Source organism: Halorientalis brevis, from assembly GCF_023077655.1.
In genome coordinates this window covers 184,549-201,688 of the sequence record NZ_JALLGV010000003.1, presented here as the reverse complement: position 1 = coordinate 201,688, position 17,140 = coordinate 184,549, and the positions used below count along the sequence as shown (strand labels likewise).

The following is a 17,140-nucleotide window of genomic DNA, read 5'->3' as shown; positions in this document are numbered from 1 at the left end:
TCTGGAAACAGTTGCTGTCGAAGATAATGTGAAAGAACGGCCGGACCAGCTTGGATACAAATAAAATCTGGAAAGATACCGCGAGAGATATCCTGCTGTATTGACCATTCTGATGTCAAGGATATCTGTCCTTGTCAAGGTATCCCTAGGGACTTCCATTACATCCAGCAACGTAACCTATACACTTGTGCTCAAAGTAGCCATGACAATATGTCTGATCAGATTCCGTTATTCGAAATCGCCTGGGACGAGCAAGAGATCCTGAATGCCGTCGAGTCGATTGGAAGGGGGGGGTACTGGGCAAAAGGGCCTTTCGTTGACAAATTCGAATCTCGGCTAGAGGAGTACCTCGACGTCGAACACGCAATCGTCGTCAACTCCGGCACGTCCGGCCTCGTGACGGCGCTGGAGGCCAGTGATATCGGACCCGGCGACGAGGTTATTGTCCCGTCGATGACTTTCATCGCGACGGCGAACGCGGTTCGACTCGTCGGTGCCGAGCCGGTTTTCGCCGACATCGACCGAGACACGTACGGACTGAGTCCAGACTCCGTTCGTGAGAATATCACCGAGGATACGGCGGCCATCATTCCCGTCCACCTATACGGCGCACCTTGCCGGATCGACCAGATCCAGGATATCGCTGCACAACACGATCTCACGGTCGTCGAAGACGCCGCCGAAGCGTTCGGATCTACGTACGAAGGCAAGAGTGTCGGGACCTTCGGCGACGCGGGAATACTCTCGTTTTGTCAGAACAAGATCGTAGTCACTGGAGAAGGAGGGGCAATAATCACCGACGACGACGAGATTGCCTCCAATGCCCGTCTCTATCGATCACACGGACGCGCCCCTGGAGACTACTTCGAGAGTGTCGGCTCGGGAGAGTACGTCGCACTGGGGACGAACCTCCGAATGTCCGACCTCACCGCCGCAATCGGCTGCGCACAGATGGACAAAGTCGACGAGTTGATCGGCAGCCGACAAGCTGCAGCCAAGTATATGAACGAGCAGCTAGCCGAAATCGACGGGGTCCAGGTTCCACGCCCAATCGACGGTGGTACACACGTCTATCAGCTGTACACTGTCGAGTTCGATTCCGGGATTGATCGCCAGATCGTGATTGACACGCTGGACGAACACGGAGTCTCCTCGAAAATCTACTGGGACACGCCGGTCCACGAGACTCACTACTATACAGAGACGATGGATGGCCCGTCGCCGAACACCCCGACGACGCAGGATGTAGCAGACACGATCCTGTCGCTGCCCATCTATCCGGATCTCACTCCCAGAAAGACCGATCAAATTGTTGCTGCGGTCAAAGATGGAGTTCGACAAGCACGGTAGCTGGCAGAGGTGTTTTTCGTCCCCACGTTCGATCAATGCCGAAAGAAAAACACTTCCCAACCGTCGTTCTTCTCAAGATATGGACTCTCTAGTAGGTAAGAACGTACTCATCACGGGCGGTTGTGGATCGGTCGGCTCCGAACTCGTTTCACAGGTGCTGAATGCTGATCCCGAAGTCGTTCGAGTGTTCGACAACGACGAAGCGTCCCTCTTCGACCTCCAGACGAACTATCAGGACGAGTCACGACTTCGATTTTTGCTTGGCGATATCCGCGATCGTGAGCGACTCAGGCTAGCGATCGAGGGAATCGATGTCGTGTTCCATGCGGCAGCGGTCAAGCACGTCGAGATCAACGAGTACAATCCGTTCGAAGCGGTGCAAACGAACGTCCAGGGGACGCAGAACCTCATTCGTGCTGCGATCGAGGAGGAAGTAGAGGCGGTCGTCGGGATTAGCACGGACAAAGCCTCGAATCCGACATCAGTGATGGGTGCAACCAAACTCCTGTCAGAGCGACTCATAATCGCTGCGAACAACTACAAAGGGGACAAAGACATCTGCTTCGGGTGTGTCAGATTCGGGAACGTTCTCGGTTCGAGTGGATCCGTGATCCCACTGTTCCTTGACCAGATCGAAGACGGCGGTCCAGTCACCGTAACAGATCCCGAGATGACACGGTTCATTATGCCGATCGCAGAAGCGGCCGGCCTCGTTATCAAAGCCTACGAACGGATGACGAGCGGCGAAATATTCGTTCTGAAGATGCCGGCGTTTCGAGTCGGAACCCTGGCCGAAGCGATGGTCGAAAAGTACGCACCTGCCGCAGGCTACAATCCCGACGACATCGAGATCGACATAGTAGGTGCCCGCCCGGGAGAACGAATTCACGAGAAACTCATTTCTGAGGACGAACGGCGACAGGCTCGCGAACTCGATAGTATGTACGTGATATTGCCGCAGATTGACGTCTCGGCGTACCAGGACATCGCGCACACCAATGCCGATCCCGTCAAGAACGCCTACACGTCGGCTGACGAGACATCACTCTCGAAAGAAGAAATCATCGAGAAAATCGATGACCACATGTCCCCTCACACCCTCTTATAAATGCGGGTATTACTCACCGGACTCGGATCGATCGGTCAGCGCCACGCAAGGTTGCTCAAAGAGTCATCTAAGGATATCGAGTTGATCGCGTATCGGAGTGGAACCTCGACGTCGGGGAACGATTTGGGGATTCGAGAGTACACACGGTTAGAGGATGCACTTGACACGGATCCCGATATCGCATTTATAACTAATCCGACAGCGAAACACGTCGAGACTGCTCTTTCGTGTGCGAAAGCAGATTGTGACCTCTTCGTAGAGAAACCACTCTCTCACGATCTGGATAGGATCGACGAACTGATCGCTATAGCTGACGAGAGAAACCTCGTCACCTACGTCGGTTGTCAGTTGCGGTTCGATCCTGTGTTGAACGCTACACGAGATCGGCTCGACGATGGAGAACTGGGTACCGTCATCTCGTTTCGTACGACTGCAGGATCGTACCTCCCCGACTGGCGTCCGGGTAGGGACTACCGCGACTCCTACAGTGCGGATCCCGATCGTGGCGGCGGTGTCGTCCTCGATCTGATTCACGAGATAGACTACTTACACTGGTTGTTCGGTCCGTTGCGGTGTATCGCCTCTGATCTCGGATACACGGACACACTGGACATTGAGTCAGAAGCTATCGCCGAAGCGATCGTGAGAACGTCGGATGACGTCCTTGGAAGTATACACCTCGACTACTGCCGGAGACAGCCACGGAGAACGCTCGAAGTCGTCTGCGAGAACGGAACACTTGTCGCAGACCTCGAAGATCGAATACTGACTGTCAAGTATCCGTCCTCGACCGAAACTGAGACGTTCGACTACGACCGTGACGAGCGGTTCCGGAAACAACTGGCGTACTTCCTCGAACACATCGACACACGGGCAGCCTGCGAGAACGATCTGAGAGAGGGAAAAGAGGTATTACAAGTAGCGCTCGACATAAAAAGAGGACACGATGAGTGAGATCCTCTGTACGATCTGTGCCCGTGGAGGATCGAAGGGCATCCCCGGAAAAAACGTACGAGAAGTCGGCGGGAAACCCCTCGTTGGCCACGCCATCTCCGATGCACGGAGATGGAATCGGAGCGCAGACATCGTGGTCTCGACCGACGACGACGAGATCGCATCAGTCGCCGAAGAGTACGGGGGACGAGTTCCCTTCCGCCGGCCAGCCGAACTCGCTTCTGATACCGCAGGAAAGCTGCCCGCAATCCATCACGCCGTCAAACAGATGGAAGCCATCAAAAAAGAGCAGTATGACTATGTCGTCGATGTGGACGCGACGACACCGCTCCGACGACCCTCGGACATCGAGGACTGCTTCACGGCGGTTCAGAATGACGACCACACGACCAACGCATACACCGTCTGTGAGGCTGACAAAAACCCGTACTTCAACATGGTCGAACTTGACGAAGACGGCTATGCATCACTCTCAAAAGAGATCGGCCCCGACATTGTCCGTCGACAAGACGTTCCCACCGTGTACGAGATGAACGCGGCGGTCTACGTGTACGAACGGGACTTCCTGATGGAGACTGATACCATACAAGGCGAGTATACGCGGGTTTCGGTCATGCCCCCGGAACGGTCGGTCGATATCGACACGGAACTCGATCTCAAGTTCGTGGAGTTCATGTTTGAGCGCCGGGAGCCCGAGGTATGACGGACAATCTCTTCGACCTGACGGGAGACGTCGTTCTCGTTACCGGTGGTGGGGGACTGATCGGCACCGAGGTCTGCCAAGCGATTGATCATCACGGCGCCGCCGTCGTCGTCGCAGAGTTTGACGAAGAGCGAGGACGCAAAGTCGCGGAGAAATTGGATCGCGGTGAGTTCGTCTCACTAGACATCACCAATCCCACGTCGGTTGACGCGGTCTATGAGTACGTAATCTCGGAGCACGGTCGTCTCGATGGGTTGGTAAATCTGGCTTATCCTCGGACTGACGACTACGGACAGTCTTTCGAGTCCGTAGACAAAGAAGAGTTGATCAAGAACGTCTCTATGCACCTTGGCGGTTACTACGCGGTGACGAAAGCCGCCGTCCTGAAGATGCTCGAGCACGGCTGTGAAGGTTCTATTGTGAATTTCAGTTCCATCTACGGAATGCAGGCGCCTGACTTTACCGTCTACGAGGGAACACATATGACGAGCCCAGTCGAGTACAGCGTGCTCAAGGCAGGTGTTCTGAACTTTACCCGGTACTTAGCTTCATACCTGGGCAGCGACGGAATCCGAGTTAACAGCGTCAGTCCGGGCGGCGTGTTCGATGAACAACCAGAACAGTTCGTCGAGAACTACGAACGGAACGTTCCGCTCGGTCGCATGGCAGAACCCGAAGATGTCTCTGGAGCGGTAGTATACTTACTGAGCGCCGCCGCGTCGTACGTGACAGGACACAACATAGTGGTGGATGGTGGCTGGACGATCAAATGAGGAAGGAGTCACGACACGATTGTAACGATGGACTCACATGAAAAAAGATATGGTCGCTAACACTCGGGATATCGTCGTCCTCACGGGGACTAGAGCCGAATATGGCCTCCTGAAGTCTTCGATGGAAGCCATCAGAAATGACGATCGTCTCTCGCTTTCGGTGGTCGCGACGGGGATGCACCTCTCTCCACGACACGGAATGACAGTCGAGGAAATTCGGAACGACGGATTCTCAGTTGACAGGGAAGTATTGATGCAACTCGACGGTGACTCCGGGACTGCGATGGCGAAGTCACTAGGCGTCGGGATGATGGGTCTGACTGAGGCGTTCGAAAGTCTCGATCCAGACATCGTATTGTTGCTAGGAGATCGAGACGAGGCGTTGGCAGGTGCACTCGCAGCGGCCCACATGGGCATACCTGTCGCACACATTCACGGTGGCGATTCCATGCATGGCGCAACAATCGACGACAGCATTCGCCATGCGATTACGAAGTTTGCTCATATCCACTTTCCGGCTTCCGAGTTGAGTGCCGATCGAATCCGAAAGATGGGCGAAGAGGAGTGGCGAATCACGGTTTCAGGGGCGCCTGGACTCGATGATATCCTGGCTGGTGAGTACAACACTCCCGGGTCAGTGCTCGAGAAACACGATCTCGATCCGGACCAGCCACTCCTGATCGTCGTGCAACATCCAGTGACGACACAACCCAATAACGCCGGTGAACAGATGGCAGCAACACTTGACGCTGTCAAGTCCTTCGACGCACAGACGGTACTGATCTATCCTAATGCAGACGCTGGTGGTGATCGGATAATCCAGGAGATTGAGTCACGATCACTAGACGAACAGACCCGGACATTTCAGAGTCTCCCACGTCGCGAATATCTTGGCCTCATGGCTGCTGCTGACGTGATGGTCGGAAACTCGTCAAGCGGGGTTATCGAAGCCCCCTCATTCGATCTGCCCGTCGTTGACGTCGGTCCCCGGCAGAAAGGTCGCGAACGGGCAGCGAACACACTATCAGTTCCGCACGATCGAGACAAAATCCGTACTGCTATCTCGAAATGCCTTACTGACGACTCCTTCCAAGAACAGGCTGCCACGTCTGCCAACCCGTACGATTATGGCGGGGCTGGGACGGAAATCTCCAAGCGTCTAGCTGAGGTGGAAATAAATGAACAGTTGCTCCGGAAACGTCTCGATTTCGAGCAGTGACTGCTTCAAAGGTAGTACGGCGGTATACAATAACATAGATGGGTTTCCACGTTAGTAGAGACCGCATGGGTAACGATCCACGAGAGAGATTTGAGGAATGGGAGCAACCAGAGATCGTTGACGGCGAACTCACCGAGTATAACTGGTTAGTGAACAACCCAAGTGGGCTACAATTGGAGGAGTATGTCGATATCGGGGCGTTCACGGTGATCAATGCTCACGCCGGAGTGACAATCGAAACCGGTGTCCAGATCGGTCCCCATTGCGATATCCACAGTAAATCGACAATCGATGGTGAATCTGGGACGATACACATCCGAGAAGGGGCAAGAATCGGTTCACATACAACGGTTCTCCCTGGTGTCGAAATCGGCCGTGACGCACTCGTTGGCTCACATAGTTTGGTTCGCGATGACGTTCCTGATGGGGCCTTCTACAAAGGGGTTCCAGCCACCAGCAACTGAACGATAGGCCAGGGGTGCTCTACAAAAATATTATTCTAGATCATTTTGTCTAATTGGGTCGCCTTCAGCCCGAGGATTTATGACCTGTTTTCCTAGTACCGTCTGCAATTCACGCGGTGACAGTCCTTCTGCTGGTCGAACGATCTTGATATCTGATTCAGAGAGCACAGTTCCTGACTCGATATCAGTCGCTGCGTATAAGCTCTTTCGCGAGATAGCCCGATTTTCCAGCTCAGCATCTACAGGATGTTTCTCGCCGTCTCCGAGGGCCCTTGCTGCAGTTTCAACTAACTCGATACAGCGAGCTAATTCGTCCGGTTCGAGCGATGCCTCATGATCAGGCCCCGGAAGAGTTGAGTCGATCGTGAAGTGTTTTTCTATGACACACGCACCAGCAGCGACAGCCAGTGCCGGTGTTTCGGGTAACGTCGTGTGATCCGAGTAGCCGACTGGTACCGTTAGTTCGTCAGCCATCGTTTGCATTGCGCGGAGATGGATGTCTTCGATTGCTGCTGGGTATGATGACGTGCAGTGAAGAAAGATCAGATCAACATCAGGATTTGCCGCTGTGATCGCCCCATGGGCGTCGTTAACTTCTTCCATCGTTCCCATGCCTGTGCTAACGATCATGGGTAAGTCGAGATCAGCAATGTGTTCGAGGAGCGGATGATTATCCAATTCGCCTGAGCCAACTTTGATCGCGGGTACTCCGAGATCAGCTAACATATCCGCGCTCTCGGGATCGAACGGTGTCGAGAGAAACGTGATGCCCTTCCCTGTGCTGTATTCTATCAATTGTTCGTGTGCCTTCCGATCCAACTCGTACTGGCGTAACATCTCGTACTGTCCATCTTCGTCAGTCGTCTCTCCCTGATACTTGGCCTTCCGGGCATCCTGGGTAACGAGACGGTCTGCACTGAACGTCTGGAATTTCACTGCATCGGCACCGGCGTCCGCTGCAATATCGATCAGACGCTTGGCCAGATCGAGATCGCCATTATGATTGACGCCAGCTTCAGCGATAAAATATGGTGTCTCCTCGGTTCCCACCGGTGTCCCATTAATTTTCATGCGACTGTGCTCACTCCGAGAAATTATAGGAGTGGTGTTAAATCACTCGTTATATTGGTATAGCCCGGACCGATCTGTCTTCACCGTGGACTAACCGTTTCGCGACTGAATCGCATACAGTTCGGCGTACTGCCCGTCGTTCTCGATCAACGTCTCGTGATCACCGGTCTCGACGATCCTTCCGGCGTCCACCGAGTAAATCCGGTCGGCGTTCTTTACAGTCGAGAGCCGGTGTGCGATCCCGACCATCGCGTAATCACGCTCCATGCTCTCGATTGACTGTTGCACCTGCTTCTCTAGATTCGAGTCGAGATCACTCGTCGCCTCGTCGAGTACCAGCACGTCGGCATCTTTCAGCAGCGCCCGTGCTAGCGCGACTCGCTGTCGCTGTCCACCCGACAGCCGAACGCCGTCGTCCCCGAGCTGCGTCTCGTATCCGTCAGGCAGATCGTCGAAGAACTCGTCGACTTTAGCGATCCGAATCACCCGATCGAGTTCGTCCTCAGAGATGTCTCGATTCCCAATCGTCAGGTTGTACCGGAGCGTGTCGTTGAAGATAAACGGATCCTGTCGTACCACTGCGATCCGGGATCGCCACTCGTCGATGTCCATTTCGTGGATCGATCGACCGTTCGCCCGGATCTCTCCGGAGTCCGGTTCGTACATCCGAGACAGCATCGAGACGATCGTCGATTTGCCGGCCCCGGACTGCCCCACGAATCCGATGAACTCCCCTTTCTCGAACTCGAAAGACACACCTGAGAGCGCCTCGTCGTCCTGTCCCTCGTAGGAGAAGCGCACGTCGTCGAACTCGACAGTCTGAATCTCGTCGGGAACCGGCTCCGAATCGCTAGTCGGCTCGGTATTCCGTTCGAGTTCGTCGATGAACTCCTGGGTCCGCACGAGATGCGGGAGGTTGTTCTCGATCTTGTATAGTTTCGAGTTCAACGCACTCGCTTTCGGCCCGAGGCGGAACATCGCGAACAGGAACACACCGAGCGCACCGAGCGAGAGGTTCGCGAAGGTGAGCGCGAGGTAGATCAGGACGAACACCGAGATAGCGGTCAAGAGATTGTAGAAGTTCTGAATCGCCTGCTCGTTGCGCCGCAGCCTGATACTCGAACTGGCGTACTGATTCACCGCGTCGAGAAAGTCCTCGAAGAGTTCGTTTTTCAGCCCGAACAGCTTCGTGTCTCGGATCCCCTGTGTCCCGGCCTGGGCAGCCTGCTGGACGCGCTCGTTCGAGTCAGCAACCTGGTCACCGAGTTCGTACCCAGGCTCGACGACGTACCGGAACAGCACGGCAAAGCCACCGAGAAACACCAACGCAAAAAGTGTGAGAAACGGTGCGATGACTAACGCGACTACGAGGTACATTAGCGTCAGGAACCCCTGTTCAAGAAAGTCGATGACAAGCCTGATCGTTTTTCCTGCGTACTCCGCCTGCGTAACAATTGCGTTCAGAATGTCATCTGATCCTTCCTGATCGAAGTACTCGATCCGGGCGTTCAGTGCATGGTCGAACGATTCCCGCTGCAAATAACGGATATAATCGATCGACAGTGCACTCCGCATCCACCGCACGAAGAACGTCAGCGTCCACCGCACGGCGAGGACGGAACTCACACCGACGACGACGGACCCCAGCGTAAAGGGAATCTCCAGAAACTCGTACATAGTAACGAACGCTAGCATAATACCGTCGGCCTGCTGTGCCGGATCGCCGGGCGACTGGACTATCTCGACGATCGGCAAAATAAAGCCGAGACCGACACCTTCGAGAAGGGCAGCAAAAACGCCGCCGAGAATGATCGCCGCAGTGAGACGCGGCCGGTATCTAGCGACCCGGATCAGCGCTCGGAGTTGCTCTCGCCGGCCGATATTCTCTGAGTCACTCATTAGAGAAACGATCCTCTCTCGGATTTTATACTCGTTGGTTTGGTGATAGTCGAGAACCCGATGCTTATTTATTCGATTTCAAATCTGGGAGTGGAAATCTTTGTTTTCCCATCTGCAGATTTAACAACATCCGATTTCGCTTCACCGTTTATCCGGATATCATCCGACACTCCCGGAAACCCGTGACGAGAGAAAGCCAAAGATCGATGCCCCAAGCGAGTCGATCTGCCCCAGTCTAGTTCGCCTACAGAAGCGGATTCCTGTTTCTGGAGTGTCGTCAAGCCCGCTGTCAATTCTACCGATCGTGGACAGCGTGGAAGTTGAGGCAGATGCCGTCAACGACGCAGTTCAATTTATCTCCCCGAGAGCAGTGCACGAATCGACTGCCGCACTGATTCTCGTGGCTCCCAGTTGAGCTCTTCTCGAGCGCTATCCGTCGCGACCTCGAACGTATCCACGAGCGTTTCGTTCCCACGCGGATTCTCGATCAGTTCGACATCGGCCTCAATATCTCGCTCTTCTGCTGCAATCTCAGCCACCCACTCGGCCAACGTCATCACGCTCGGATCTTCGTCACTCGCGATCTCGTACCTCTCGACCCCAGTCTCCCCAGCATCCAACTGTTCGACCATTCGCTCGGCGCTCCGAACGTACGCCCGAGCGACGTCCTTCACGTGGACGAAGTTCCGGGACTGCGTGCCCGGCTCGTACACCGTCAGCGTCTCCCCGGCCAGCGCTCGGTTGACGAAGAAGTTCGTCACCGTCCCCTTCGACACCGTCGTCCCGTCGATCTCGTGCTCACCATACAAATTCGAGATCATGTACAGGTGCGCGGGGAACGCACCCTCGGCGAAGTCCTCGATCGCGCGCTCGCTGAGCAACTTCGTGCGTCCGTACCAGTTCATCGGATCGCGGGGATGATCCACCGTGATCGGGAACTCCTGGGGATCGCCCAGCACGGCCATCGAGAAGGGGAAGATCAGCCCAGCACCGGCCTTGCGGCAGAACCACGCCACGTTGTTCGTCCCCTGGACGTTGACCTCGTAGGCCAGATCCGGCTGCTCGTCGCAGTCGTCCACGCCGGAGATCGCCGCCAGGTGCATCACGACATCCGCGCCCGACAGCGCGTTCTCCAGTCGATCCCGGTTCCGAATGTCGACGTGGTCGACCTCGACGTCGCCGATCTGTCGAACCTGACCGAGGTAGAAGTTGTCCAGCGCAGTGATCTCCCAGTCCGGATGCTCGTCTTGCAGGACCCGAACGACGCGACTGCCGATGTAGCCCGCGGCGCCGGTGACGGCGACGCAGAGTTCGTTGTCTCGTTCACTCATTGTTTGCCTCCATGAACCGCTCTGCCAAATCACGGACGCCCTCGCGGAGCGTCCACGTCGTCTCGAACCCGGTTTCGCCCAGTCGGTCGAAGTTGACGTGATACGACGGGCCGGGGTGTTCGTCTTCCAGGTAGGTGATGTCGACCGGGCCGACTTCCTCCTGAACCAGATCGGCGATGTCGGCGATCTGGAAGTTGCCCGCGTTGGTCCCAACGTTGTACACGCGGTGGTTCCAGTCGTCCGGCCGAAGCGCCGCGTGCTTGTAGGCGCGCGCGGCGTCCTCGACGTGGACGAACGGCCGCCAGTTCGACCCGTCACCGTACACCGTCAGCGATCGCCCGGTCAGCGCGCGGAACACGAAGTAGTTGACCACGAGATTGAACCGAACGCCCGGCGAGTAGCCGTAGTTCGTCGCCATCCGCAGCGCCGTCCCCTGCATCTCGTGGTCGGCGCAGTAGTCCGCGAGCAGGGACTCGGCCTGGTACTTCGCCTCCGCGTAGGGATTGATCGGATCGGGGTCGACCGACTCGTCGATGTCGGTCGAGAGCGCCCGGCCGTAGATGTTACACGACGACGCCGAGACGACGTTCCCGACGCCGAGTTTCCCCGCGGCCTTCAGTACGTTCTCCGTGCCGTCGTAGTTGACGGCGAACGTTTCGTCGCGTCGGTCGTGCGTGCTCGCCGCGCCCGTGATCGCCGCGAGGTGGATCACCGTGTCCACCCCGCGCATGGCGTTCTCGACGTCGCCGTACTCCCGAACGTCGCCGCGTCGGAAGTCCAGCGCCTGGGCGTCGTCGCCCTCGCCGTCGCTGTCGACCGGGGAGAGCGTCCCCAGCAGCGCGCGGGGCGACCCACTCTCTAAGCTGTCGAGGACGACGATACGATCGACGGCGTCGTCGCTACGTAGCATCGGGATCAGCGCGCTCCCGATGTAGCCGCAGCCGCCGGTGACGAGCACGTCCATCGCCTACTCCTCCAGGACGCCGGGCAGGAACCGGTCCTCGTGGGCTTCGATGGTGTCGTCGTACTGGGTCAGCGTCCCGAAGATGTCACGGACGCCGCCCTCGAAGTCCTGGGCCTGCTCGCCGATGAGGTCCATGTACCGGTCGTTCTCGATCTCCATCTTGTGAGTCTCGTCCTCGTCGCGCGGGTTCTCGAAGTGTTCGACGTCGACGTCGAGTTCGAACTCGTCGCCTACGTCGGCGATTGTCTCTGCGATCTCGACGATGGAAATGGCGCGCGTGACCTGGTTGTACACCGTCAGGTCGTCGGGCCGATCGTCGGGATCGGCCAGCGCCAGCTCTGCGAGGCCTTCGACGGCGTCCTCCAGACTGATGAACGGCTTGCGCTGTTCGCCCTTGCCGTACACCGTGACGGGGTAGCCCGCGACGGCCTGGGCGGCGAAGCGGTGTCCGACGGTGCCGAAGTAGTAGTCGAAGTCGAACCGGGTCTTGAGCCGGTCGTCCCCGCGTGTTTCCTCGGTCTCGGTCCCGTACGTGATCGCGGTCCGGACGTCCGAGATCGGGATGTCGAACTGCGAGTGGGCCAGACGCATGTTGGCCGCGTCGTGGCTCTTGGTCAGGTGGTACCAGCTCCCGGCCATCGCGGGGAAGGGCACGTCGTCGCGCTCGCCCTGGTTCTCCATGACCGCACCGCCCTCGGGGATCGGGAACTCCGGTGCACCGTAGACGCCGGTCGTCGTCGTCTCGATGAAGTGGGTGTCGTTGAGGTCGTGCTCTTCGAGGCCCCACAGGAGGTTCCGCGTGGCCTGCATGTTGTTGTGCTGGGTGTAGTTGGCCCGTTCCCCGTTGATCTGGGAGTACGGCGCCGAGGGCTGGGCGGCCGCGTGCACGATGACGTCCGGCTCGTGGACCGTCAGCAGTTCCTCGACGAAGGACTTCTCGGCCAGGTCGCCCTGCACGAACGAGAGGTTCGTCACGCCGTGGACCTCTTCTGCGGCTTCGATGCGTTCGTCCATCCACCCGACCGGCACTGCACTCACCGAGCCGACCTCTTCGACCCAGTCACGACGGGCGAAGTTGTCGACGGCCAGGACGCGGTCGTCGGTTCGAGTCGCGATTCGCAAGGCGGCGGGCCACCCGATGTAGCCGTCACCACCAGTGACGATGATCGTCATAGTTACTCAGAATGTGAGTAACCGAACTGTGATAAACGTTGTGTCATCGACAGCTGATGCTGATCAGTCCAGATCGACCCAGAAGCGGTTCACGCAGTCGAAATGGCTATACGATCACCGTCTGAGTGACAAACGAACTCGACGATGACAGACTGGGAGCGCGCGCGGTCGACCTCCGTCGTCGCGAGAACCAGCACCGCGGTCGCCGAGCGCCTCGATGCGGCAGCGAACGAGTCACGGATTCGACAGTTTCTCGGGGACGGCGAACGACTGCTCGCCCGCGCGATAGCGACCAGTCGCGCCGGTGCCGTGGGACGGACACTGGATCGGTGGGGTCGCGACTCGTGGCTCTATCGGTGGCTCACGAAAGAGCCCGATCCGGACGTCGTCGTCATCGACCTCCGCGAGACCTGGACGATCAGCCCAATTCTCGCCGTGCTGGATCGAGTCGTGGGGGCCGTCGCGACGGCCGACGAACGTCTGGGCCTCTCGCGAGCGGCCCAGGCAGGTGCGGAGACCGTTCGATCCGCACCGCTCCGGGTCCTCGGAACCATCGCGTTCGTCGCCGTCTTCGTCAACACACTGGCAGCCGTAGCCCTCGGCGGTCTCAGTGACGCGGGCCTCGGCAGCCGCCTCCTGGTGCTGGCGGTCGCCACGCTCGCGACGCGGGTCGACGCGACGTGGGACGAACTCCGCGACGGTCGCGTCGGCTCACTGCTTCTCGCGCTCTTCGAGCCACCGGAGCCACCCGACGAGGGGACCGAGAAAGTCGGAGATATCGAGGACCGCTGACTACCTAGATCAAAGTGAAAATCCAGTCCAGTTAACGCTGATCAGGGAGGAAGGATTTCCATACTTGTCAGTCGTTTGATCTCGGTTTCACTCAGCAAACTGAACAGAGGTAGAGCCGCTGTTCTTCTCCGTCCTCGACTGTCGAACTACCATTCTGCATAGGGCGTTTCAGTTCACTCTACTACTTATAATTTATATTGAGTGGAACGGCCACACGTAGTCGGAGTTGCCAGGATCCCACTGTCTCAACGAGGAGCGTGCGAACCCGCAAGTGATCGCCGTGGATCGACAATTGATACCTCAGTGAGAAAAATCCCAGATTTATATGATGTATTAGATCATTCCACTGTGACGCTTTTCGCCAGGTTGCGCGGCTTGTCGATCGACCGCCCGAGCATGTTCGCGGTGTGGTAGGCGACGAGCTGGAGCTGGACGTTCGCGACGACGGCCGCCACGCGCGGGTGCGTGTCGGGCACTTCCAGCACGTGGTCGGCGTAGCGCTCCACGTCTGACTCCCCGTCGGTCACCGCGACGACCGGGGCGTCCCGCGCTTCGACTTCCTTGACGTTCCCGATGGTCTTGCGAGCCATCTCGTCGTCACCAGTCACGGTAGCAAACACCGGCGTGTTCTCGGTGACCAGCGCCAGCGGCCCGTGTTTGAGTTCGCCCGCCGCGAAGCCCTCGGCGTGCTTGTAGGTGATCTCCTTCATCTTCAGGGCGCCCTCCAGCGCGACGGGGTAGTTGAGGCCACGGCCGATGAAGAAGTACGACTCGGCGTCCCGGTAGGTTTCGGCGACCTCTCTGGCGACCGAGTCGTCGAGGATCTCCTGAACGGCGCTGGGTAGATCGCGCAGCCCGCTGATGACCTCGCGGTCGTCGTCGACCGACGTGATACCTAACGTGAGAAGATTCAACGCCGCGAGCTGGCTGGCGAACGTCTTCGTCGCGGCGACGCCGATCTCCGGGCCGGCCCGGATGTACAGCGCGTGATCGCACTCCCGCGCTGCAGTCGAACCGACGGTGTTGGTCACCGCGAGCGTCCGCGCACCGCGACGACGGGCTTCTCGGAGCGCCGAAAGGGTGTCCGCAGTCTCACCGCTCTGAGTGACGCCGACGACGAGCGCGTCGCCGATCGGCGGCGTGCTCGTGGTGTACTCGCTCGCGAGGAACGCCTGGGCCGGGATGCCGGCCTGCTGGAACAACTGCGTGGCGTACAGCGCCGCGTGATAGCTGGTTCCGCAGGCGACGAACTGGACCGCCCGCGGCGTCAGATCCCCGAGATCGCCCAGGTCGACCTCGCCGGTGAGTTCGCCCACGCGCCCGCGGAGGCACTGCCGGAGCGCGCGGGGCTGTTCGTGGATCTCCTTGAGCATGAAGTGGTCGTAACCGCTCTTGCCGGTCTCCTCGGGGTCCCAGTCGACCGTGTCGACGTCCTTGTCGACCGGTTCGCCGGCGAGCGTCGTCACGGTCCAGCCGTCGGCGTCGATCGCCGCGAACTCGCCGTCGTCCATGTAGATCACCCGATCCGTGTGATCCCGGAACGCGGGCACGTCGCTCGCGAGATAGTAGGCATCGTCGTCGATACCGAGGACGAGCGGCGAGTCGTTGCGCGCGGCGAAGATAGTGTCCTCGCCGGCGATGACGGCTGCGACGGCGTAGCTCCCTTCCAGGTGGGCGATCGCCTCCCGGACTGCCTCCTCGGGGGCGGCACCGTCGGCGAGTTCGTCCTCGATCAGGTGCGGAACGACCTCCGTGTCGGTGTCGCTGCGGAACTCGTGGCCGGCCGTCGAAAGCTGGTCGCGGAGCGACTGGTAGTTCTCGATGATGCCGTTGTGAACCACCGCGACCTCGCCGAGACAGTCCCGGTGCGGGTGGGCGTTCTCGTCGGTCGGCGGGCCGTGGGTGCTCCAGCGCGTGTGGCCGATGCCCACAGTGCCGGAGAGTTCGCGCTCCGAGAGGGCATCGCGCAGGTCGTCGATCTCGCCGGCGGTCTTGCAGACGTCGATGTCGTCGGTTGCGAGTGCGACGCCCGCCGAGTCGTAGCCGCGGTACTCCAGTTTCGACAGGCCGTGGACGAGGACGTCGAGCGTCTCGCCCTGCCGGCCGGCACAGCCGATGATGCCGCACATCAGCGCATCACCTCCGCGGCTTCGGCGATGCGACCGTGGACGTGGACGCCGGTGTGCAGGTGCGCCGAGGGACCCACGAGCGTTCCGGGATCGATGCTCGCGTTGCCGTCGGCGGTCACGCGGTCGGCCAGCACCGCACCGAGTCGCTGGTCCTCGAACACCGTGTTGCCGACGCGAACGTCGGCCTCGCCGCCCGGGGCGACGGTCCCGGCGCCGACGTGGACGTCCTGACCGGTGACGGTATCGAACAGCGTCGACCCGGCGTCGACCCGCGTGTCGACGTCCAGGACCGAGCGTTCGACGGTCGCGTTCGCACCGATCGTGACGTTCCGGCCGAGCGCGGTGTCGGGCCCGACGACGGCCCCGGGTCCGATCTCCGAATCCGGGCCGACGACGACTGGCGCACGGAGCGTCGCGTCGTCGTGAACCAGCGCGTCCTCGTGGACCCAGACGCCGTGGGATTCGGCTGCGGCGTCGATCCGTCCGCGGGCGAGGACCTCGCGCGCCATCTTCAGGAGGTCCCAGGGATACGTCGCGTCGACCCACATCCCCTCACAGCGGACGCCGCGAACCCTGTCGCGATCCATGAGCCTGGCGATGGTGTCGGTCAACCCGAGTTCGCCCTGCGTGCGGGGGGTATCGGCAATCTCGTCGAAGATACCGGTACCGAAGGCGTAGATGCCGGCGTTGATGAGCCGGTACTCGTCGCTCGTCGGTTTCTCGATGAGTTCGGTGATCTCCTCGTTCTGCAGCGAGATCGCGCCGTACTGGCGTGCTTCGGGATGTTCGAGAACAGCCAGGGCGGCCGACGGCTCGTTGCGTTCGAAAGCGTCGACGACGGTTTCGATCATGCTCGTCTCGATGAGTCGGTCACCGTTCACGACGAGCGGCGGGCCGTCGACGGCCGACCGGGCCTGCAAGAGGGCGTGACCACTGCCGAGCTGTTTGTGCTGGCGCACGTACTGGACGGGAACCGACCGGTACGTCGGGCCGAAGTGGTCCTGTACCCGGTCGTGTTTGTAGCCGACGACACACACCAGCCGTTCCATGCCGGCGTCGACCAGGGCGTCGAAGACGTGCTCCAAGATTGGGCGGTTGGCAGCGGGCAGCATCGGTTTCGGGCGGTTGCGCGTCAGCGGGCGCAACCGAGTCCCCTCACCTGCCGCAAGGACGACCGCAGTGCTGACGCTCATACGAAATGGTCACCGTC

General features: G+C 59.0%; 15 protein-coding genes. 8 read left to right on the top strand and 7 right to left on the bottom strand.

Annotated features, from left to right (window positions below; translation table 11 throughout):
• The first annotated feature begins 210 nt into the window (after positions 1 to 210).
• The 7 genes from MU553_RS06500 (at position 211) to MU553_RS23555 (ending at position 6,571) form a co-directional block, all read left to right on the top strand.
• Positions 211 to 1,350 (top strand): DegT/DnrJ/EryC1/StrS family aminotransferase, encoded by a 1,140-nt coding sequence (locus MU553_RS06500; protein WP_247376914.1) that lies wholly within the window; start codon positions 211 to 213, stop codon positions 1,348 to 1,350.
• On the top strand, positions 1,328 to 2,458 hold the full coding sequence (locus MU553_RS06495; RefSeq protein WP_247376912.1) for a UDP-N-acetylglucosamine 4,6-dehydratase family protein: 1,131 nt from the start codon (positions 1,328 to 1,330) through the stop codon (positions 2,456 to 2,458). The genes MU553_RS06500 and MU553_RS06495 overlap by 23 nt, the downstream gene beginning before the upstream one ends.
• Positions 2,459 to 3,412 (top strand): Gfo/Idh/MocA family protein, encoded by a 954-nt coding sequence (locus tag MU553_RS06490; protein ID WP_247376910.1) that lies wholly within the window; start codon positions 2,459 to 2,461, stop codon positions 3,410 to 3,412.
• Positions 3,405 to 4,115 (top strand): acylneuraminate cytidylyltransferase family protein, encoded by a 711-nt coding sequence (locus MU553_RS06485; protein ID WP_247376908.1) that lies wholly within the window; start codon positions 3,405 to 3,407, stop codon positions 4,113 to 4,115. The genes MU553_RS06490 and MU553_RS06485 overlap by 8 nt, the downstream gene beginning before the upstream one ends.
• On the top strand, positions 4,112 to 4,888 hold the full coding sequence (locus MU553_RS06480; protein ID WP_247376906.1) for an oxidoreductase: 777 nt from the start codon (positions 4,112 to 4,114) through the stop codon (positions 4,886 to 4,888). The genes MU553_RS06485 and MU553_RS06480 overlap by 4 nt, the downstream gene beginning before the upstream one ends.
• Before the next feature lie 49 nt (positions 4,889 to 4,937).
• The gene (gene neuC, locus MU553_RS06475) at positions 4,938 to 6,107 is read left to right on the top strand and encodes a UDP-N-acetylglucosamine 2-epimerase (protein ID WP_247376904.1); all 1,170 of its coding nucleotides are present in this window, start codon (positions 4,938 to 4,940) and stop codon (positions 6,105 to 6,107) included.
• Positions 6,108 to 6,172: 65 nt separating this feature from the next.
• The gene (locus tag MU553_RS23555; protein WP_282594221.1) at positions 6,173 to 6,571 is read left to right on the top strand and encodes an acyltransferase; all 399 of its coding nucleotides are present in this window, start codon (positions 6,173 to 6,175) and stop codon (positions 6,569 to 6,571) included.
• 30 nt (positions 6,572 to 6,601) lie between these two features.
• On the opposite strand, the gene neuB is transcribed toward MU553_RS23555, so the two are convergent.
• From neuB to MU553_RS06440, 5 genes are all read right to left on the bottom strand, one after another.
• On the bottom strand, positions 6,602 to 7,642 hold the full coding sequence (gene neuB, locus MU553_RS06460) for an N-acetylneuraminate synthase (RefSeq protein ID WP_247376902.1): 1,041 nt from the start codon (positions 7,640 to 7,642) through the stop codon (positions 6,602 to 6,604).
• Between the two features lie 90 nt (positions 7,643 to 7,732).
• A complete protein-coding gene (locus MU553_RS06455) occupies positions 7,733 to 9,541 on the bottom strand; it encodes an ABC transporter ATP-binding protein (RefSeq protein ID WP_247376900.1) in 1,809 nt (602 codons plus the stop codon).
• 353 nt (positions 9,542 to 9,894) lie between these two features.
• The gene (locus MU553_RS06450) at positions 9,895 to 10,872 is read right to left on the bottom strand and encodes an NAD-dependent epimerase/dehydratase family protein (RefSeq protein WP_247376898.1); all 978 of its coding nucleotides are present in this window, start codon (positions 10,870 to 10,872) and stop codon (positions 9,895 to 9,897) included.
• The gene (locus tag MU553_RS06445) at positions 10,865 to 11,836 is read right to left on the bottom strand and encodes an NAD-dependent epimerase/dehydratase family protein (RefSeq protein ID WP_247376897.1); all 972 of its coding nucleotides are present in this window, start codon (positions 11,834 to 11,836) and stop codon (positions 10,865 to 10,867) included. The genes MU553_RS06450 and MU553_RS06445 overlap by 8 nt, the downstream gene beginning before the upstream one ends.
• Before the next feature lie 3 nt (positions 11,837 to 11,839).
• On the bottom strand, positions 11,840 to 13,009 hold the full coding sequence (locus tag MU553_RS06440) for an NAD-dependent epimerase/dehydratase family protein (RefSeq protein ID WP_247376896.1): 1,170 nt from the start codon (positions 13,007 to 13,009) through the stop codon (positions 11,840 to 11,842).
• A 144-nt stretch (positions 13,010 to 13,153) separates the two neighbouring features.
• On the opposite strand from MU553_RS06440, the gene MU553_RS06435 reads away from it, so the two are divergent.
• Complete coding sequence (locus MU553_RS06435) at positions 13,154 to 13,801, top strand: hypothetical protein (RefSeq protein WP_247376894.1); 648 nt, start codon at positions 13,154 to 13,156, stop codon at positions 13,799 to 13,801.
• A 338-nt stretch (positions 13,802 to 14,139) separates the two neighbouring features.
• Here MU553_RS06435 and glmS read toward each other — a convergent pair whose 3' ends face one another.
• Together glmS and glmU are read right to left on the bottom strand one after the other, a co-directional pair.
• On the bottom strand, positions 14,140 to 15,930 hold the full coding sequence (glmS, locus tag MU553_RS06430; protein ID WP_247376892.1) for a glutamine--fructose-6-phosphate transaminase (isomerizing): 1,791 nt from the start codon (positions 15,928 to 15,930) through the stop codon (positions 14,140 to 14,142).
• A complete protein-coding gene (glmU, locus tag MU553_RS06425; RefSeq protein WP_247376890.1) occupies positions 15,930 to 17,123 on the bottom strand; it encodes a bifunctional sugar-1-phosphate nucleotidylyltransferase/acetyltransferase in 1,194 nt (397 codons plus the stop codon). Before glmU ends, glmS begins: the two co-directional genes overlap by 1 nt.
• Positions 17,124 to 17,140 lie beyond the last annotated feature (17 nt).

Coding starts and splice junctions, on each gene's coding strand:
- MU553_RS06495 (WP_247376912.1), top strand. CDS start 1,328: ATGGAGTTCGACAAGCACGGTAGCTGGCAGAGGTGTTTTTCGTCCCCA.
- MU553_RS06435 (WP_247376894.1), top strand. CDS start 13,154: ATGACAGACTGGGAGCGCGCGCGGTCGACCTCCGTCGTCGCGAGAACC.
- MU553_RS23555 (WP_282594221.1), top strand. CDS start 6,173: ATGGGTAACGATCCACGAGAGAGATTTGAGGAATGGGAGCAACCAGAG.
- MU553_RS06485 (WP_247376908.1), top strand. CDS start 3,405: ATGAGTGAGATCCTCTGTACGATCTGTGCCCGTGGAGGATCGAAGGGC.
- MU553_RS06440 (WP_247376896.1), bottom strand. CDS start 13,009: ATGACGATCATCGTCACTGGTGGTGACGGCTACATCGGGTGGCCCGCC.
- glmU (WP_247376890.1), bottom strand. CDS start 17,123: ATGAGCGTCAGCACTGCGGTCGTCCTTGCGGCAGGTGAGGGGACTCGG.
- MU553_RS06480 (WP_247376906.1), top strand. CDS start 4,112: ATGACGGACAATCTCTTCGACCTGACGGGAGACGTCGTTCTCGTTACC.
- MU553_RS06500 (WP_247376914.1), top strand. CDS start 211: ATGTCTGATCAGATTCCGTTATTCGAAATCGCCTGGGACGAGCAAGAG.
- glmS (WP_247376892.1), bottom strand. CDS start 15,930: ATGTGCGGCATCATCGGCTGTGCCGGCCGGCAGGGCGAGACGCTCGAC.
- MU553_RS06490 (WP_247376910.1), top strand. CDS start 2,459: ATGCGGGTATTACTCACCGGACTCGGATCGATCGGTCAGCGCCACGCA.
- MU553_RS06445 (WP_247376897.1), bottom strand. CDS start 11,836: ATGGACGTGCTCGTCACCGGCGGCTGCGGCTACATCGGGAGCGCGCTG.
- neuB (WP_247376902.1), bottom strand. CDS start 7,642: ATGAAAATTAATGGGACACCGGTGGGAACCGAGGAGACACCATATTTT.
- MU553_RS06455 (WP_247376900.1), bottom strand. CDS start 9,541: ATGAGTGACTCAGAGAATATCGGCCGGCGAGAGCAACTCCGAGCGCTG.
- neuC (WP_247376904.1), top strand. CDS start 4,938: ATGGTCGCTAACACTCGGGATATCGTCGTCCTCACGGGGACTAGAGCC.
- MU553_RS06450 (WP_247376898.1), bottom strand. CDS start 10,872: ATGAGTGAACGAGACAACGAACTCTGCGTCGCCGTCACCGGCGCCGCG.